General features: G+C 53.9%; 11 protein-coding genes and 1 pseudogene. 4 read left to right on the forward strand and 8 right to left on the reverse strand.

Annotated features, from left to right (window positions below; translation table 11 throughout):
- The first annotated feature begins 4 nt into the window (after positions 1-4).
- The 3 genes from AC2FNV_RS06715 (at position 5) to AC2FNV_RS06725 (ending at position 2,501) form a co-directional block, all read left to right on the forward strand.
- The gene (locus AC2FNV_RS06715) at positions 5-1,396 is read left to right on the forward strand and encodes a DUF1214 domain-containing protein (RefSeq protein WP_480535354.1); all 1,392 of its coding nucleotides are present in this window, start codon (positions 5-7) and stop codon (positions 1,394-1,396) included.
- A 323-nt stretch (positions 1,397-1,719) separates the two neighbouring features.
- Positions 1,720-2,160, forward strand: coding sequence for a hypothetical protein (locus tag AC2FNV_RS06720; protein ID WP_496714963.1), 441 nt, complete (start codon positions 1,720-1,722; stop codon positions 2,158-2,160).
- Positions 2,161-2,249: 89 nt separating this feature from the next.
- Positions 2,250-2,501, forward strand: coding sequence for a hypothetical protein (locus tag AC2FNV_RS06725; RefSeq protein WP_496714965.1), 252 nt, complete (start codon positions 2,250-2,252; stop codon positions 2,499-2,501).
- A 244-nt stretch (positions 2,502-2,745) separates the two neighbouring features.
- On the opposite strand, the gene AC2FNV_RS06730 is transcribed toward AC2FNV_RS06725, so the two are convergent.
- Both AC2FNV_RS06730 and AC2FNV_RS06735 read right to left on the reverse strand, forming a co-directional pair.
- Positions 2,746-4,284 carry a hypothetical protein gene (locus AC2FNV_RS06730; RefSeq protein WP_496714967.1) on the reverse strand — a complete coding sequence of 513 codons (1,539 nt, stop codon included), beginning with the start codon at positions 4,282-4,284 and terminating at the stop codon, positions 2,746-2,748.
- 295 nt (positions 4,285-4,579) lie between these two features.
- Positions 4,580-7,021: a N,N-dimethylformamidase beta subunit family domain-containing protein gene (locus tag AC2FNV_RS06735; RefSeq protein WP_496714969.1), complete on the reverse strand. Its 2,442-nt coding sequence runs from the start codon at positions 7,019-7,021 to the stop codon at positions 4,580-4,582.
- A gap of 170 nt (positions 7,022-7,191) precedes the next feature.
- Here AC2FNV_RS06735 and AC2FNV_RS06740 point away from each other — a divergent pair, with 170 nt between their 5' ends.
- Positions 7,192-7,731 carry a hypothetical protein gene (locus tag AC2FNV_RS06740; protein ID WP_496748755.1) on the forward strand — a complete coding sequence of 180 codons (540 nt, stop codon included), beginning with the start codon at positions 7,192-7,194 and terminating at the stop codon, positions 7,729-7,731.
- A 17-nt stretch (positions 7,732-7,748) separates the two neighbouring features.
- Here the strand turns inward: AC2FNV_RS06740 and AC2FNV_RS06745 are convergent, their stop codons facing one another.
- The 6 genes and pseudogenes from AC2FNV_RS06745 to AC2FNV_RS06770 all read right to left on the reverse strand — a co-directional run bounded on the left by AC2FNV_RS06745 (position 7,749) and on the right by AC2FNV_RS06770 (position 14,107).
- Positions 7,749-10,547, reverse strand: a complete 2,799-nt coding sequence (locus AC2FNV_RS06745) for an AsmA family protein (protein WP_496714973.1) — start codon at positions 10,545-10,547, stop codon at positions 7,749-7,751.
- A gap of 310 nt (positions 10,548-10,857) precedes the next feature.
- A pseudogene (locus tag AC2FNV_RS06750) lies at positions 10,858-11,175 on the reverse strand (transposase); the annotation flags it as partial.
- 119 nt (positions 11,176-11,294) lie between these two features.
- The gene (locus AC2FNV_RS06755; protein WP_496714975.1) at positions 11,295-11,663 is read right to left on the reverse strand and encodes a hypothetical protein; all 369 of its coding nucleotides are present in this window, start codon (positions 11,661-11,663) and stop codon (positions 11,295-11,297) included.
- Positions 11,664-11,717: 54 nt separating this feature from the next.
- Positions 11,718-11,936, reverse strand: a complete 219-nt coding sequence (locus AC2FNV_RS06760) for a YMGG-like glycine zipper-containing protein (protein ID WP_496714977.1) — start codon at positions 11,934-11,936, stop codon at positions 11,718-11,720.
- 91 nt (positions 11,937-12,027) lie between these two features.
- On the reverse strand, positions 12,028-13,029 hold the full coding sequence (locus AC2FNV_RS06765; RefSeq protein ID WP_496714978.1) for a DUF1214 domain-containing protein: 1,002 nt from the start codon (positions 13,027-13,029) through the stop codon (positions 12,028-12,030).
- Positions 13,030-13,045: 16 nt separating this feature from the next.
- A complete protein-coding gene (locus AC2FNV_RS06770; RefSeq protein WP_496714980.1) occupies positions 13,046-14,107 on the reverse strand; it encodes a DUF1214 domain-containing protein in 1,062 nt (353 codons plus the stop codon).
- Between the last annotated feature and the right edge of the window lie 334 nt (positions 14,108-14,441).

The following is a 14,441-nucleotide window of genomic DNA, read 5'->3' on the forward strand; positions in this document are numbered from 1 at the left end:
TAACATGAAGCTAATTTCCACCCTTTGCGCAATTGCAGGAATGGCTATGGCCTTCGGATCGGTGTCTGCGCAAGAACGGGATTTTGAGCGGGAGCAGTTTGAACGCCGTGCGTACGAAAGCGCTCTGTGGGCGCAGCCGCTCGTCTCTGGCAACCAAATGATTGCCGGAGCATTTGACGCAGGCCAGAAACTCAACCAAGTCGCCTATTTTTCTCAACCGCCCAACTGGAAGTTTCAGTCACCGACGCCCAATAATTCTACGCCCTATGTTAACCTCATTTATGACGTTAAGGACGGTCCAGTGGTGGTAAAGCTTCCGGCCGCGACTGAGACATACAGCATCTTTGGGACATTCCTTGATGTGTGGCAGCGGCCGGTCGTTGATGTCGGCCCGGATGGCGATGACAAAGGCGAAGGCGGTAAGTACTTCCTCTATGCAGCAAACACCGACGCCAAGGTGCCGGAAGGCTATCTGCCGGTGCCCCTCGAAACTTATCGCGGTTATGGGACTTTGCGCATCATCACGCCTGATCTGGAGCCCACAACCTTGGAAGGCGCCGAGGCCTACATTCGAAACGGCATCCAGCAATATCCCTATGGCAGCGAAACGCGCTTGCCGCATATGGACATCTACGATGTTCTGTACTCTTCGCTGTTTCCATTCGACAGCACCTTCTTTGACCGCTTGCAGGAGATTATCAATCACGAAGAGGTTCGCGAGATCGACAAATACCCAATGGGTATGTTGAGCAGCCTCGGAATTGAACGAGGTGGAGTATTTGATCCCACCGATGAAGAACGCGCAATTCTTGACGATGTCATGGCCCGCATTCACGAGGAACTTCAGAATAACTTGAGTGTGATACCCCCTCAAAGGTGGGGCAACGAAACGCGCTGGACGCAACCAGTTGCGAACTCAATGATCCAAACGAAGATGACCTACGAGGACGAGAACAAGGTCTACATCGATGATCGGGCCTTCACTTACTACACTTATATTGCGCCCCCGGTGAAGCTTGGTTCGGCTACGGCGTACCTGATGGTGACGCGTGACAAATTCGGGGCAGCATTGGAAGGCGACAAGAGCTATCGGATGACCGTCCCTGCTGATGTCCCGGTCGAGCAGTTCTGGTCTATTCTCGTGTACGATGTTGCGACGGCTTCGTATATCCGTGGAGCGGACCCAATCGGACTGGCCTCTACAGAAAGCCCAACGCCCAAAATCAACGACGACGGCAGCGTGGACATCTACTTCGGCCCCGAGGTTCTAAACGAGGGAGTGAACTATCTCCCGACTAGCGGCGCCGCGAACTACTTCTTGCTTTTCCGTTTTTACGGGCCGACGGAGGCCTATGGAAACGATGGTTGGAAACTGAACGATCTGGAGCCGATCTAAACGTTTGGGGGAGTCGCTCCGAGTGTCTGCTTCGGGCTCAACGCAGTCACCTGACGGATTTACTCAGATGACCGATTAGCGACTTTGAGCGGACTTTCACCCCCGAAAACTCAGAGTTTCGAACAGGAACGACCGCTCTCACCAAAAGCGGTTGCTCTCCCAAATCTTGACTACGACCGGCTTGCGGACTTAGTTGCTGTTTCCCCCTAAAAAATAATGGAAGCCAATATCCGACAACAGTTGCACTACTGTAGGACACCTCCAAAGAACGGTGAACTCTTCACATTTTCGTTTTGCATAAACGAGAAAGGTGGAGAGAGTAAATGTCACAATTTGATCTGCTAACTACGCTGCGAAACCAATACCCGGCCACGACGGCTGCGGCACACAATTTGGTCTTGCGAACGTCTGAGCTTTTGCTTGCCAGAAAGCATCAAGTTCAGATTGACCTGCAAAAGGCTCCTCGAGCGCAGGTCGCCTTCGAAAATGGACTATGGGAAACCTTACTTTGGGCAGCACGAGAATCCGATGCGACGAGTTCGGAGCGGTTGTTCAAATTCACGGCAAACTTTTTTGCTCAGTTCGCTTTGGCTTGTCCAACGTGGAATAACGTCCTGCCTGAAATCACTGATTACTTACTTGCAGCAAGCAGCGCAGAACACTCCCTGCTTTCTGACGCTGTCGATCAAGTCAAAAGAGAGCAATCCATAGTGATTGGTATTGGGCGCAAGAACCTATCGAACCAAACCGGCAAGCAGCAGTGATGCCGCTTGCGACCCTCACCGGGTCGCCACAATAAGAGGCACCCGGTGTCTCAGGGGCTCTACAGCTAACAAGTTGAATGGAGGAGAAAATGAAAAACGCTGACTCACGAGCTTGGGACATTGTTCTTTCGATACCACCCAAAGACCTAATTAAATTCTACCAGGAGACTGACGAACTTAGTGATCTACACCGCCAAATTTACGAAAAGTTTCTGGTCAACGGGCGGTTTGCCTGCGTGCACCATGAGTTTTTCTTCTATTCCGATGCGGCTGAGCAGCAAGCCGATGCACTGCATGTTCAAAAACTTACAGAGACCCAACCGGACTCATATCGGCGGTAATTCAAAGGATTGCGAAGGTTCGCCCAAGTGATACGAGACACGTCTTCCACCTCACGCAAGAAACGCCACAAATGTCACGATTAGCTACAGATTGCTGGACGATTCCGGAAGATACAAAGCGGTTGAATCTTCGTAAATCGCGATATGCGCCTAAAAATAAACAATACTTTCAGCTACTCGCAACTTTGCGATATTTAGAGCAGCAGTTTTGTCTTCTTCCGTTATTGGCCAGAACTCTACCGAGTCAAAGGCGCCTCAACCCTGCGCGGATCATTTCAATAACGCCGGGTGCGAAGGGTAGATCGCTTAAATATTCGTCAATCGTGAAGTCGCCATTTATCTCAGGCAATTGTGCCCGGGCTAGCCCTGTTTCACCGGCGAGGCTGTACACCGCGGAAATAATCAAACGATCAAGGAAAGAGTCTCGCACATTTATTTGGCGTACTTTTTTGACTGCGGCTTTGAAGTCTCCTTTCTCGACGTCTTCCAGGCAAAGGGTAATCTTGGTCCAAGTTGGCAACATGGGGTTCGCATCTGTCGCTTGTCGTACCAACTCCGCGCCTTTATGGAAATCGCCGACAAATGCAATCCACCCTCCAGCCACAGCGAGCAGTAGATTGCCATTTGGATTGGCCCGTATTGCCGCATCAATTAGTTGAAGAAACTTAGATTTATCTTCATCCAATTGGGCATAAATGGCTGCGGCAATCAGAGCCTCCTGGCATTGTGGTTCAAAAGCCAAGGCTTTCTCTGCGTGAATTCGGCCATCTTCGACAATGGATTTCAATCTTTTTTGTCCAACGCCTACCTCTTCAACATATCCAAATGATAAAAGAGCATGCGCCAATCCACTGGTTGGGTTCTCCCTGACAGCAGCTTGCGAAAGTTCCATCATTTGCGCCAAGCTGCTGACCCTATTTGCGCGAAGGTGGGTGTGGAATGCCAGTAAAGCCTCATACACGTTCGAATCAGAGGCAGGCCGCGTTCGCGCATTCCTCCCAACGTCGGTTGCAACAAACCCATATGCATCCGCAATGTAGGTCGCGCAGCGCTTTGCGATGTCTTCTTGCGCTTTAAAAACATTGGCGTTGCTCAAATAGATGTCTTTGCGTTCCGACCAGACTAGGTTACCTGTTTCTCGACGTTTCAATTGAACAATTACGCGCAAACATTCGCCATCTTCGCGAACCGTCCCTCCCAGAACATAGTCGCAGCGCTCAAGCGAATTATCCCCATCATGGGTTTCAGTTTTTGTGTCTTCCGCCCGAAACCCTGTTAGCACCCGAATATGAGCGAAACGGGCGAGTTCTAATGCGATTTCTTCCGGCAAACCATCACGAAAAAAGACTGCGCGCACAGACTCTGATCCTGAGAACGATCTGATGCCCAGCGTGGGCAACCTTGGCGTTTGCTCATCAGTCAAATTCGTATCTGTTGCCCGGGGTTCTCGAATGCGAAAGGTGGGTCGATACCGACCTTTTGGAACCGCTATTCCTACCCTGTCTTGGCTACCTGAGGTCAAATAATAGTAACTTAACGCCTTTCGCAATTTTACCGCTTCAGTTCGCACGACGGGATCATTGTTGGGATCAAAGTCAACGCCTCTTCCAAACACATCCATTGCCAACGCAGTGCCATGAAGCTCTTCACCCTTACCGTCAATTTCACTTCTGACGAGATGCTCAAAAAAGGTTCTGGTGCGTTTGCTAACCGCGAAGTCACTCGAACCAACAATACGTTCCAGTTCTTCCAGGATCTCTTCTTTACTCACTTCGAAGGGCAAGAGTCACACCTTAGGATCAGCCGCGCCAGAAAAACTAAGTAGCATACTCTGGATAGCGCAACAAAGGAGACAAAACCTTTTGGATGAGAGCGCCATCCCTGAGATCGGCGTTTCAGATTCAGTTCGATAGTTCACAATGACAGCAACAGTTACAAACAAACTGAAGGCCATTTCGGGCTCGGTCGGTCATTCTTTCAATCGCTATGTTTGACCGTTCAAAAGACGCGGATGAGGACACTGATGCGCGTCGAGCCGGTACCCAATTGCCCTCACCTCAGAACATCACCGGAAATCATTATTTTTGGTCTGCGTGTTCGTATTCCGGGTTGGATGGCACCCGGTTCACGTCATCGACCTCTTCGGCGGGGACTGCAGGAAAGGGGGTCGGGTCGAGGAACCGTGTGATGACATTGCGGGTGATCTGCGCGACGTCATTGTCATACCCGTTTTCGGGCGTCGAACTCATCCAAGTAATAGAACCTGCCGAGAAAACCGCGCCGCCTTCCGGTGTCTCGAAAAAGACGATGTCGGCGCCGACCCAGTTGGGCGTCGGCGGATCATAGCTGATCGAAAGCGGAAGGGTCCCAAGCTTCACATTTTCCAGTTTCTTCGCCATCTCGGTATTGGTTGCCAGATGGAGCGCATGCCGCGGGGTGCCGTTGTCTGGGTTGAACTTGTCGGTTTCAAAACCTGCTGCGCCACCGCGCACTCGGTCGATACCGTAGGCGCCGAAGGTGCCGCCTTCACTCGTGCCATCGAAGATCCAGGTAGCCCTCGGATTCTCTGCATCCGGCTGCTTCTCGAAAGCGCTTGCGCCGTTCCAGATCATGGCGGCCATTTCCAGCCCGACAACCGGGCCTGGTGGCCGGCCGGTCTCGACCTGCAATCCACCGACCTGTCCGTTGGTTAGCATCCGCTCTCCGATGGCTGAGAAATTGCGGGTTTCGTAGGCGTCGGGGAATGCCGGATCTTCCCCTCCGGTCCAGAACCAGCCATTGCCGCCCAAGTACATGAGGCGTCCGCCTTGGGCCGTGTAGTCGGACAGGGCGCTCCAGATCGGGCCGCTAATGTATTCAGGATGGCTGGAGCTAATGACGACGTCATACTTGCTGAGCAGCTCGGCGCCTTCTCGATCGACCAACTCGTCCGTGATGACGTCATAAGCGATACCTTCACGTTCAAGAAAAGCCGTTGCATGGGTGTCCTGGGAGAAATTGTAGATAACCAACCCGTCGGGCTTCATATGAAGGTCGGGACGGTGAGGCGAGCCCCAGATGAAGTAGGTTCCGTCCACGTGCTGATTATAGACGCCACCAGTGGCGAAGCGTGGGTTTGCCTTCAGGAAGTCGTACGCGGGCACGTTAAAATTGTGGCTCTTATAGTTGCCGGGTGCCGTCGCCCCGATCGAGATGTTTTGATAGGCGAGGTAGTTGTAGGTCGACGCCCAGAAGGCTAGCTTCGCCCTCGGCGCGTTCTTAGGCGCTGCCACAAAGAACACGACATAGTCCGAGAAGTCGCCTCGTGTCAGGCGCGCGGCGTAGATACCGCTCGGAAGATTCTCCGGCACGGTATAGGTGAAGTCCGCCTTCCACTCGGCGTCGTAGAGGTCGTCGCCATGCAGGTGGATCGCGTCATAACCAGTGGGATCGGTGGACCAGTGAATCGTGCCTTCCTTCCAGAAACGTCCTCGCACGGCTCGCTCCGGAATATTGACAATCGTCCCGTGATGGCCATTGCCGGAGACATCCGTCGCGCGCGCTGTTGTCATTTCGAGGCTGAAATCGAGGTCGAGCACAAGAGACCCGGCGAGGCTGGTAGGGGCCGTCTCCTGGGCAAGAGCTTCAGCGGCATCGCCACTCAAGGCGCGGCTTACGATCCGTACATCCTGTACGCGCCCGAAGAATCCCTGTGCAGGCTTGTCGCGCACGGACATGGCGGTACCAAGACCATTCCGAATGGCGCCAATCCTTAGAACACCTTCCTGCGGCGGCAGGGGCGCAGAACCATTGGCTGACAGATCTCGTGCCGTGAACTGGTCGCCGGGCGAAAATGGGTGCTCTATCAGTCGAATACTCGCTACCCCGGTATCGGCATCATAGCTTGCAAGGACATAGGCCCAATCCCACTCCTTTGCGGGCTCAGCGAGTTCCACGGACGCTGTTTCAGATCCGTTAGAGACAGTCATTCCGAGTATGTAGTTCTGGTCCAAGGTGACCTGCCAACCAGTACCGGATGTGCCGTCAAAGCGGGATATCAGGGTCTGCGAGCCAATCTCGGCGGCGATATTCAATGTTGGTGGGCTGAAAGGATCCGGGTTCTCCAGATCCGGTGCCTCGTATTCCGCAGGATTGAAGGTCGGAAAGATCCACATGCCGACCGTAAAACTTTCCAGCGCGTCCAACTGCGCGGTCGGGTCCACATCAATGTAGGATCCAAGGTTCAGATCCTGGACGATCCCCGAGTAATCGCCCGCGAAAGACGCCTCGACTGGCTGCATTTCGAACCCGTCTCCGTAGACCGAGAGCGAGTCGCCCTGGATGATCTTGACGAGATCGGTTGTGTATCCTGCATCCTCGTCTATCGTACTGACCATGAATTCGACGGTGTCGCCGGGCCTGATTGTCATGGGCGACGCGTAACCAACAATGTTACGGTCTTGCGCGGCGGCGCCATACGCGAATGCAAAGAGTATTGTGGCGCAAAGAGTTGCCTTGAAAAATCCCAATCGTGCTCGCATGAAATACTCTCCCTGACAGACGTCCTTACTTCAGAGTCGAAAGATCACTCGGCCCATTTGGAATGCATAGTTAGCGGTCGCACGCCCTGCCTTGATATGAATCATAAAGACCGACGGGCGCTTGCGTTAGGATCGCGGACACTACTGTTCATTAGGCCTTAGGATGAATTATGGTTCATTTTCTCTCTCTAATACGTGGGGCCATTCTTTTTTCGGGGCTACCGCCCATTGGAACTGCCGCCTTCTTCATCTCGGTCTTAGCGGGTTTTCCAGCATCGGCCGAAGACTTGCGTCAATGGGGCAGCTCAGGCAAATGGACAATTCTGATTGATCCGGCAGCTGGCAATGGATGCTTGATGCAGACCATTCTGGACGACGGTGCGCGTATACGGTTCGGGCTGTTACCCGAACGCAAAGGCGGGTTCATATCCGTCACAGATACGAACTGGCCTGATTTCCAGGCGGGAACGACTGGAACTATGAAGCTAATCTTCGAGGACTCCCAGTTTGGGGGCGAGGCCGATTTTTTGGCCAAAGGCGACCAGGGTACCGGCTATGCTTTTTTCGACAATCCGAGTTTTGCACTGGATCTGGCGCGGAAGAGAGAAATGACGCTCGTTTTCTCAGATGGCTACAAGAGGTCGCTCGACCTGACCGGTTCGGCGCGCGCAGCGGATGACGTCAGCCTTTGCCAGGAACAGCAGCCCTAACATCGGCGCAAGCCCAGCTAGCGTTCGCCGAGTTGTGCGGCATCGGGCTTGCAGGGCGTTCGCTTTCCCGCGACGGCCAGCGGAGACCGCTGCGCCGGAATAGCGCTGTCCAATATGCGAACCTGTGGTTCCGACAGACGCCCGATAACTTCGAAAGGCCATGCACTGCGGGCAAATGGCTTGCCGATCGGGCGTGGCTCAGCCCGCAGGGCAATGCGGTCATTACGCCAATCCGCGCTACCCTTGACGACCAACTGCACACGGTCGGATTCGATGACGACAGATTGCGATGCCATTCTACCGTTCCGCACAGATATTGGGGCTGCCACACAGACGATATCTGTATAGCCTTTTTGTCTTTCCCGCGAGAATAACCACGGGAGGACACCCAGCCCGGCAAGGTCAATAAGGGTGGTCCCGATCCTGCCGTTGCGCATGCCGACATACACGGTGCCGTTCAGGGTTTTTAAAAATGCATCCAGCGACGATTTATTCCCGCTAAGGTCAAAATTCGCGGCCAACGTTCCGCTCGCCTGAATCGCGATCCCAAAGTCCTTAAGAATCTTTCCGAAATCCCACCCGTTGGTAGAGCCTGAAACGTGCACGATCTCCGGTGCTTCGATCAGATTCATCCCGGCCCGGATCGAAAAACTCCCACCACCGTACCGGACTTTTAGCGGTCCGAAACGAAGCTGGCCCCTGGATACTTCCAAATCACTGCTGATAGCCGAAACACCGGATTGACCGACCAGATCGTCAACTTCAATTCCGATTTTCAGGTTGGCGGTTCTGAGCAGCCGGTCGACATCAAGAAGGTCCTCCAACTCGAAAATCTCCGCTCGGGCTCCCAACGACAAGGGCTGAACCTCCCAGTTATCGGGGTCTTCCGCTGATACCTTGGGCTCGATCTGGCCCAACACGAGTGGCTGTTCTTCAGGCTCAGGGGCGGGTGGCAAGACCAGCGGCTGAACTTTGGTTTCGTCCTCGGTAGCAGCCTGCGGTTTGCCGTGTGAAAGGGAGGCCAATTCAATACCGGCAGCGACTACGTTGTTTAAATCCGAAATTGCGAATTCCTTGCTTTCGACTGCGCCGCGGACGACCGGTCTACCGCCATGTCGAGACGCATTCAGCCAGCTGTTGACGCGGGTTTCGCCTAGGTTCAGAAGGAATGCGAGATGAAGGCGGTTGTCGGAATTCTGGATTTCCCCAGACAAACCAAATTGTCCAGTATCGATGGGATCAAGGTTCAGCGCCTCAAGAAACTCGACCCCATTCGCAACATCCAGATCGAATTTCAGGGTCACATTTTCGATCTCGGCAATATTGCCCACCGACGCCTGTGCCGTCAGCGCCCAAAGATCAGCGCCTTCGGTCCGCACGTTGAAGTGGGAAAGCCGCGGAACACCGTCAGCGTCAGACAATGCGAAATCCGCATTTACACGGCCAAAAACATCCCCGGCATCGGCGGGCAAGAATTCGAAAATCTGCGCTGCCGGGATGTTCAGCTCGCCTTTGACATCATAGGTTTTCAACCGAAGCAAATCATGGATCTCGCCCTCGGCTGTCAGGAATGGCGCATCTGACTCGCCAATCTGAGCCCTAACACCCAACAGGCTAAGCAAACCCTCGTCGGTTCTGACCACATGGCGGGCAGTGATTGGCCCGATGTTTCGGAATTCCCCATCTGTGAAATTTGTTTCAAGATTCAGCCGATCCAGCGAAAACGCCTGCCCGATACTTGTGATATCCGCTGCTAGCGAAACCAGCCGTATATTCTCAACCCGGCGGGCCGATCCCAGGGGTTCGCCGGTCTGTGTCAGATTGGCATCCACATTGATCCTCACATCGGACACTTTGAGCACATCATCGATATCTCCGCGAATTGACAGCTTTTGCCCTCCTTCCAAATCGACATCAACCTGCAGATCGCTGGCGGAAACTATGCCATTCTCCCGCGTCAAAATTGCATTCAAACCCGCGCGTCCTTCGAAAGATCGTTCCAGGCGCAGAGTCTCAAGTAAATTGCCCACGCTTTCGGTTTTGACCTCCAACGTCCCCCGGTAACTTCCTCCCGCTCGATTGACGAATTCACCAGTGTACAGTGCCGAAAGGTCACCAAGAATAACTTCCGAACGGAACGGGCCAACCTCAGGGTATTCGCCCTGAAACGAAAAGGGTTGCCCGTTGACGCCCCCGCGCCCCGCCACGGTTGTTCCTCGATCTCCGGACAATCGTAGAACTTGCATCTCATCCAGCAGGAACTGAAAATCGAACCCTGTCTTTCGATTTTCAACGATAACATTGACTTTCTTGAAATCTACGCTGCGCGACAACAGAAACGCGGCAATCTCATCGGCTTCGATACCGTTCGATGCCTGGCCGCCATTCGCAGGCAAACTGTCGGACCTTGCCCCACTGTGGCCGTTTGCCCAACTCTTTTCGCCGCTTTCCAGAGTCACTAGGAAAACCTCAAGGTTTTCCACTTTCATGCCAGCGACGTCGAATTGGCCCTGCAGCAATTGCATAGCATCGAGGTACAATTCGGCTTCGGTCAGCATGGCTAGATCAACATCCGGATGGTTTTGACTCGGGATGGTTGCGGATTTGATGTACACAATGACTCTGGGGTAGAGCGCTGCACCGATATCGCCGTCTATCCTGATCGGCTGGCCAATAAGCTCGCCAAGCCGGTTTTCAATCCGGGAAATCCGCCAGTCTGACAGCCATGGGCTTTCCAATACCACCCATATGCAAATCAAAAGAAATGCGAGCGCGAGAGTCACAGCAGACAGAATGCGACCCGCTCTTTTACGCATCAGAATTCCACCTGGCAGATTGCCGGTCATTGGGTATCAGAATCGAAACACAGGCTTGTCCGCAATCACAAAAGAGGTCGCTAAGTTTAGTCATGACTGATCTTCCCAGAGCCGTAATTCGACCTCGTCTGTTGCTTTGCGCTTGTCGGACAGAAACAGAGCAATCCGGTTTCCGTTCGTATAACTCGGGTCCTCGGTGTAATTGTACTTGGTGTTCTTGAGACCCGAAGGCCCTACACCTCTTACATACCCGATTGGCTTTGTTGCGCAAATCGGGAAGTGACCGCACTTCCCCTTTCCCCGGACAGACTTATCCTGCGGTCTCTGTGATTTCTAAGCCGAGAGAGGTGTAGCGATTGAGGATGGCGACGCGGACCTGGATTTCCGCGACTTGCCGATCAAAGTCTCTTGCCATCAGGGATTGGTCAACAAGCTTGATACAATTCATCTTGGTCTCGACACGGCTCCGGCGGCGGTATCCACTCCATCGTCGCCAGGTGGCCCGGCCAAGATATCGCTAGGCATCGACTGCCTCGTTCCGGACGATGACACCTGCGCTCGTGGGGTTCCAAGGTTTGGCGTTTTTGCGCGGCGGGATGACCGCATGAGCGCCGCGCGCGGCAACTGCGCCGCGGACGAAGCTGACCGATGCTAGGAAAGCTCTCTGCCCGCCTCAAACCATATTCTTCTGACATGGCCCTCGCTAGTTCTTAGGCTTCTCCAGCGAAGCGACTTCTGCCTAACACCTCAGTTAAGTGCGTCCTTTGTCGCGATGTCGACGGCCCCTGCCAGTAGCGTGTCCGGGTCGGCCTCGCACACCTGTTCCAATCGGTCGATAAACTCAACTCTGAGCGTTGCGCGCTGCTCTTCGTCAGGTATCTCGGCCTCAACGTCGAACTCGCGATTGAAGAGTGAAACCGCCACCATTAGTCCGACAATTTCAGCAACCTTTTCTTCATTATCGGGATAGTTGGCCAGAATGCTCTCACAGCTGTGGTGCATGTGCGGCATGGCCGCGTTGAGAAGCCGGTCCATTTCTTCGTCAGCAAAAGCATTGCCTCCCCACGCAATTACAAATGCAACTGTGGTCGCGGAGCATTTCGAAAAAAGCGACATTGTATTTCTCCAATTTCGTTTTGTTTGATTGGCGTGATGACTACTTTTGGCGATCTATCGCTTCTTGTTGTAACCGGCGATGGCGCCCACGACGGCACCCCCGGTCGCTCCTTTACTGCCACCTACAATGTAACCGACCCCAGCTCCGATGGCTGCGCCGCCCATGGTATTCTTAGTACGATCACTAAGCGCGCTTGCAGAACTGGGTAGTGTCATACCAGCCGCCAAAGCAAGAGCCAGTGCGGCTCCGGTTAAGTCGCGAGTTTTAATCATGGTTTTCCTCCATAGTCCGGTTGCAAGTTTTAAAACTTAAACACTTTCCGCGTGGCGCATCTCGTCCGTAGCTGGGTCGGCTAATCTAGTTTCACTCCGTCACTTCCATAGCGGGGAAGGCCCAGCTTCCGTCGAGAATTTCTGCGCGGGGTTCATACATACGGATCGCAAAGTTCCAGCCGGGCGTAATCGGGATGCAATTGATCCGGCTATCCTCGCAGCCGCCGAAATGGATCGTTGTAGATCCATCATCATTCGGCTCGGCGGTGACATTGTTGTAGCTGTTTACGCCCAGATCATTCGCTTCGAGGTAGCCGTCGGCATTATAGACAGTGACCGACCAAAATCCGTCCACGGGTACGTCTTTAGCGGTTAACTTGTGGGGCGTATCTCCGTCATTTTCGGTCACACTGTCGATGACATACATCGCAGCACTTTGCGGCAACCCACCCCAACCGGCCGCTGCACCAATCAGAAAGGACGTAGGCTCAATCTCGTCTTTGCTCCCGAATGCCTTGGAAGCCTCAAATCCCAGCGCAGCAGCAAAATCGTTGAGCGCCTTGCGGCCCACAGCGAGCGCCTCCTGATCCCAGTCGGGTGCGTCGAACGGCCCATTGCCGCCACCTTCAACCTTAATGGCATCCTGGGCTTCATGTGCTTTCTTGAGGTCGTCGGGGTCCTTTGGGTCGGCGAAGGTGCGGATCGTGACAAGCGCAAACCGCGTCCCAACGTTTTCTTCTGTCAGGTCGTATTTGCCGGGCTTGGCCTCGACAAACATGTAGTGATCCTGGTTGACCACGTGCATCGACTGATATCGCCCGTCGATATCCGGAAGCGTTATTGTAACCGGTTGTGAAAGGTCCAGCACGACCGGGGTATAGAGCGTGTCCTGGTTCATGCGGATCACGGGCTGGTTGTCGGGTGTCGTTGGCTCTCGAAGGTGGAAAATCTCACCCACGCCGGCGCCTGAGCTTGCCAAATTCGCCCGAAGCATCGTGTCGGACTCGGCCCGAACGAAGTTCTCGACATTGACCTCCTCGGCGAACGCGGCGGTCGAGACACAGAGTGCCAGAGCTCCAAGAAGATACTTCATTCTTTACTCCCTATATTTAGTTTGCGGGTTCGGCGACCGGGAATTCCCAACTTCCGTCGAGGACTTCTGGCTGGGCACGATAGAGCCTGACGGTGTAGTTCCAGCCCTCCATGATTGGCAGGCAATTCATCCGTCCGTCGTCGCAACCGCCGAGATGGACCGTGGTGGAGCCGTCTTGGTTACGTTCGCCCGTCACTGAGTTTATGTTGTAGGCTCCAAAAGCGTTCGGCTCGAAGAACCCATCAGCGTTATATAGGCTGACAGACCAGAATGCTTCGACGGGCACATCCGCCGGAACCTCGATCTTGTATTCTCCCACTGGAAGGCCGGGCTCGACATTGAGATAGAAAGCCTGCGCTTCCGGCAGCCCTCCCCAACCGCCCGCCGTGCCGACCAATTGACGAACCGGGTCGACCTCACCCTTCCGGCCGTGCATCCGAGTACTGTCCGTGACATGTCGGCCGAGTTCGATGGCCGCCTTGAGCACAGAATCGAAACTTTCCTTGTCGTAATTCGGAAGCACGAAGGGGTTTGAGGATCCGGCATTGAGCGTGATCGCATCCTGGAGTGCATGGACCTCAGCAATGTCTTCAGGGTCGGCGGAATCGACCAGTGTTCGGATAATCGCCAGAACATACGGAGTATCGAACTTTTCTATGTCAAGCGTGTAGCTGCCACAACCAACAAAGACGTCATTCATGAAGTGGTCCTGGTTGACGATCTGCGCCGAGATGTAGCGCTCGCCCGTTTCGGGCAAAACCAACGTCGCACCCTCGCTGATGTCGATAACCGCAATGCTGTAAAGCGTGTCGCGATTCATCCGGATCGTAGGTTGCCGTTCCACAGGCGTCGGCTCTCGGACATGTACCCAGGTGTTCACATCGCCGCTGATCGCGACGTACTTGCTGAACTCAATATCTGAAGCCGCGCGCACAAAGTTGTCGATGGTGACTGGGATCTCTCTTGTATCGAGAAGCGCGCGAAGGTTGCTCGAAGAATCTTGGGCGAGCACCGTCCCAGTAAAAATTGTCGACCCTGCAGCTAAAAAAACAACGCCGACCTCGCGCAATAGTCGCATAATCCCCTCCCATACAATTCGAATGAAACTTTATCGAAAACCCATCAAAGCTGAGTTGACATAGCTCAAACACAAGGGATTCGCTGTTTTACCCAGACTTCCGGTCAACTGCTCAACTGTTCGCTTTTAGGGTAGTGCAATACTTTGCTGCGAGGCAGAAAACTGACGTCAGTTGATCGTCTGCTCTGGGCTCAACGCGGCCGTTCAGCAGAATTCAGTGAATGTCTGCTGTGCAGATGGGGTGGATGGCTCCTGCTCCATCGGCGTCGCGATGCGCCATAGTGCAGGTGTCGTTATCTGCGAGAGAGGAGTCACCCCATGCAAGTTACCACGA

It is taken from the genome of Ruegeria sp. BHSA163 (assembly GCF_059613365.1).

Coding starts and splice junctions, on each gene's coding strand:
- AC2FNV_RS06720 (WP_496714963.1), top strand. CDS start 1,720: ATGTCACAATTTGATCTGCTAACTACGCTGCGAAACCAATACCCGGCC.
- AC2FNV_RS06735 (WP_496714969.1), bottom strand. CDS start 7,021: ATGCGAGCACGATTGGGATTTTTCAAGGCAACTCTTTGCGCCACAATA.
- AC2FNV_RS06715 (WP_480535354.1), top strand. CDS start 5: ATGAAGCTAATTTCCACCCTTTGCGCAATTGCAGGAATGGCTATGGCC.
- AC2FNV_RS06755 (WP_496714975.1), bottom strand. CDS start 11,663: ATGTCGCTTTTTTCGAAATGCTCCGCGACCACAGTTGCATTTGTAATT.
- AC2FNV_RS06745 (WP_496714973.1), bottom strand. CDS start 10,547: ATGCGTAAAAGAGCGGGTCGCATTCTGTCTGCTGTGACTCTCGCGCTC.
- AC2FNV_RS06770 (WP_496714980.1), bottom strand. CDS start 14,107: ATGCGACTATTGCGCGAGGTCGGCGTTGTTTTTTTAGCTGCAGGGTCG.
- AC2FNV_RS06725 (WP_496714965.1), top strand. CDS start 2,250: ATGAAAAACGCTGACTCACGAGCTTGGGACATTGTTCTTTCGATACCA.
- AC2FNV_RS06740 (WP_496748755.1), top strand. CDS start 7,192: ATGGTTCATTTTCTCTCTCTAATACGTGGGGCCATTCTTTTTTCGGGG.
- AC2FNV_RS06760 (WP_496714977.1), bottom strand. CDS start 11,936: ATGATTAAAACTCGCGACTTAACCGGAGCCGCACTGGCTCTTGCTTTG.
- AC2FNV_RS06765 (WP_496714978.1), bottom strand. CDS start 13,029: ATGAAGTATCTTCTTGGAGCTCTGGCACTCTGTGTCTCGACCGCCGCG.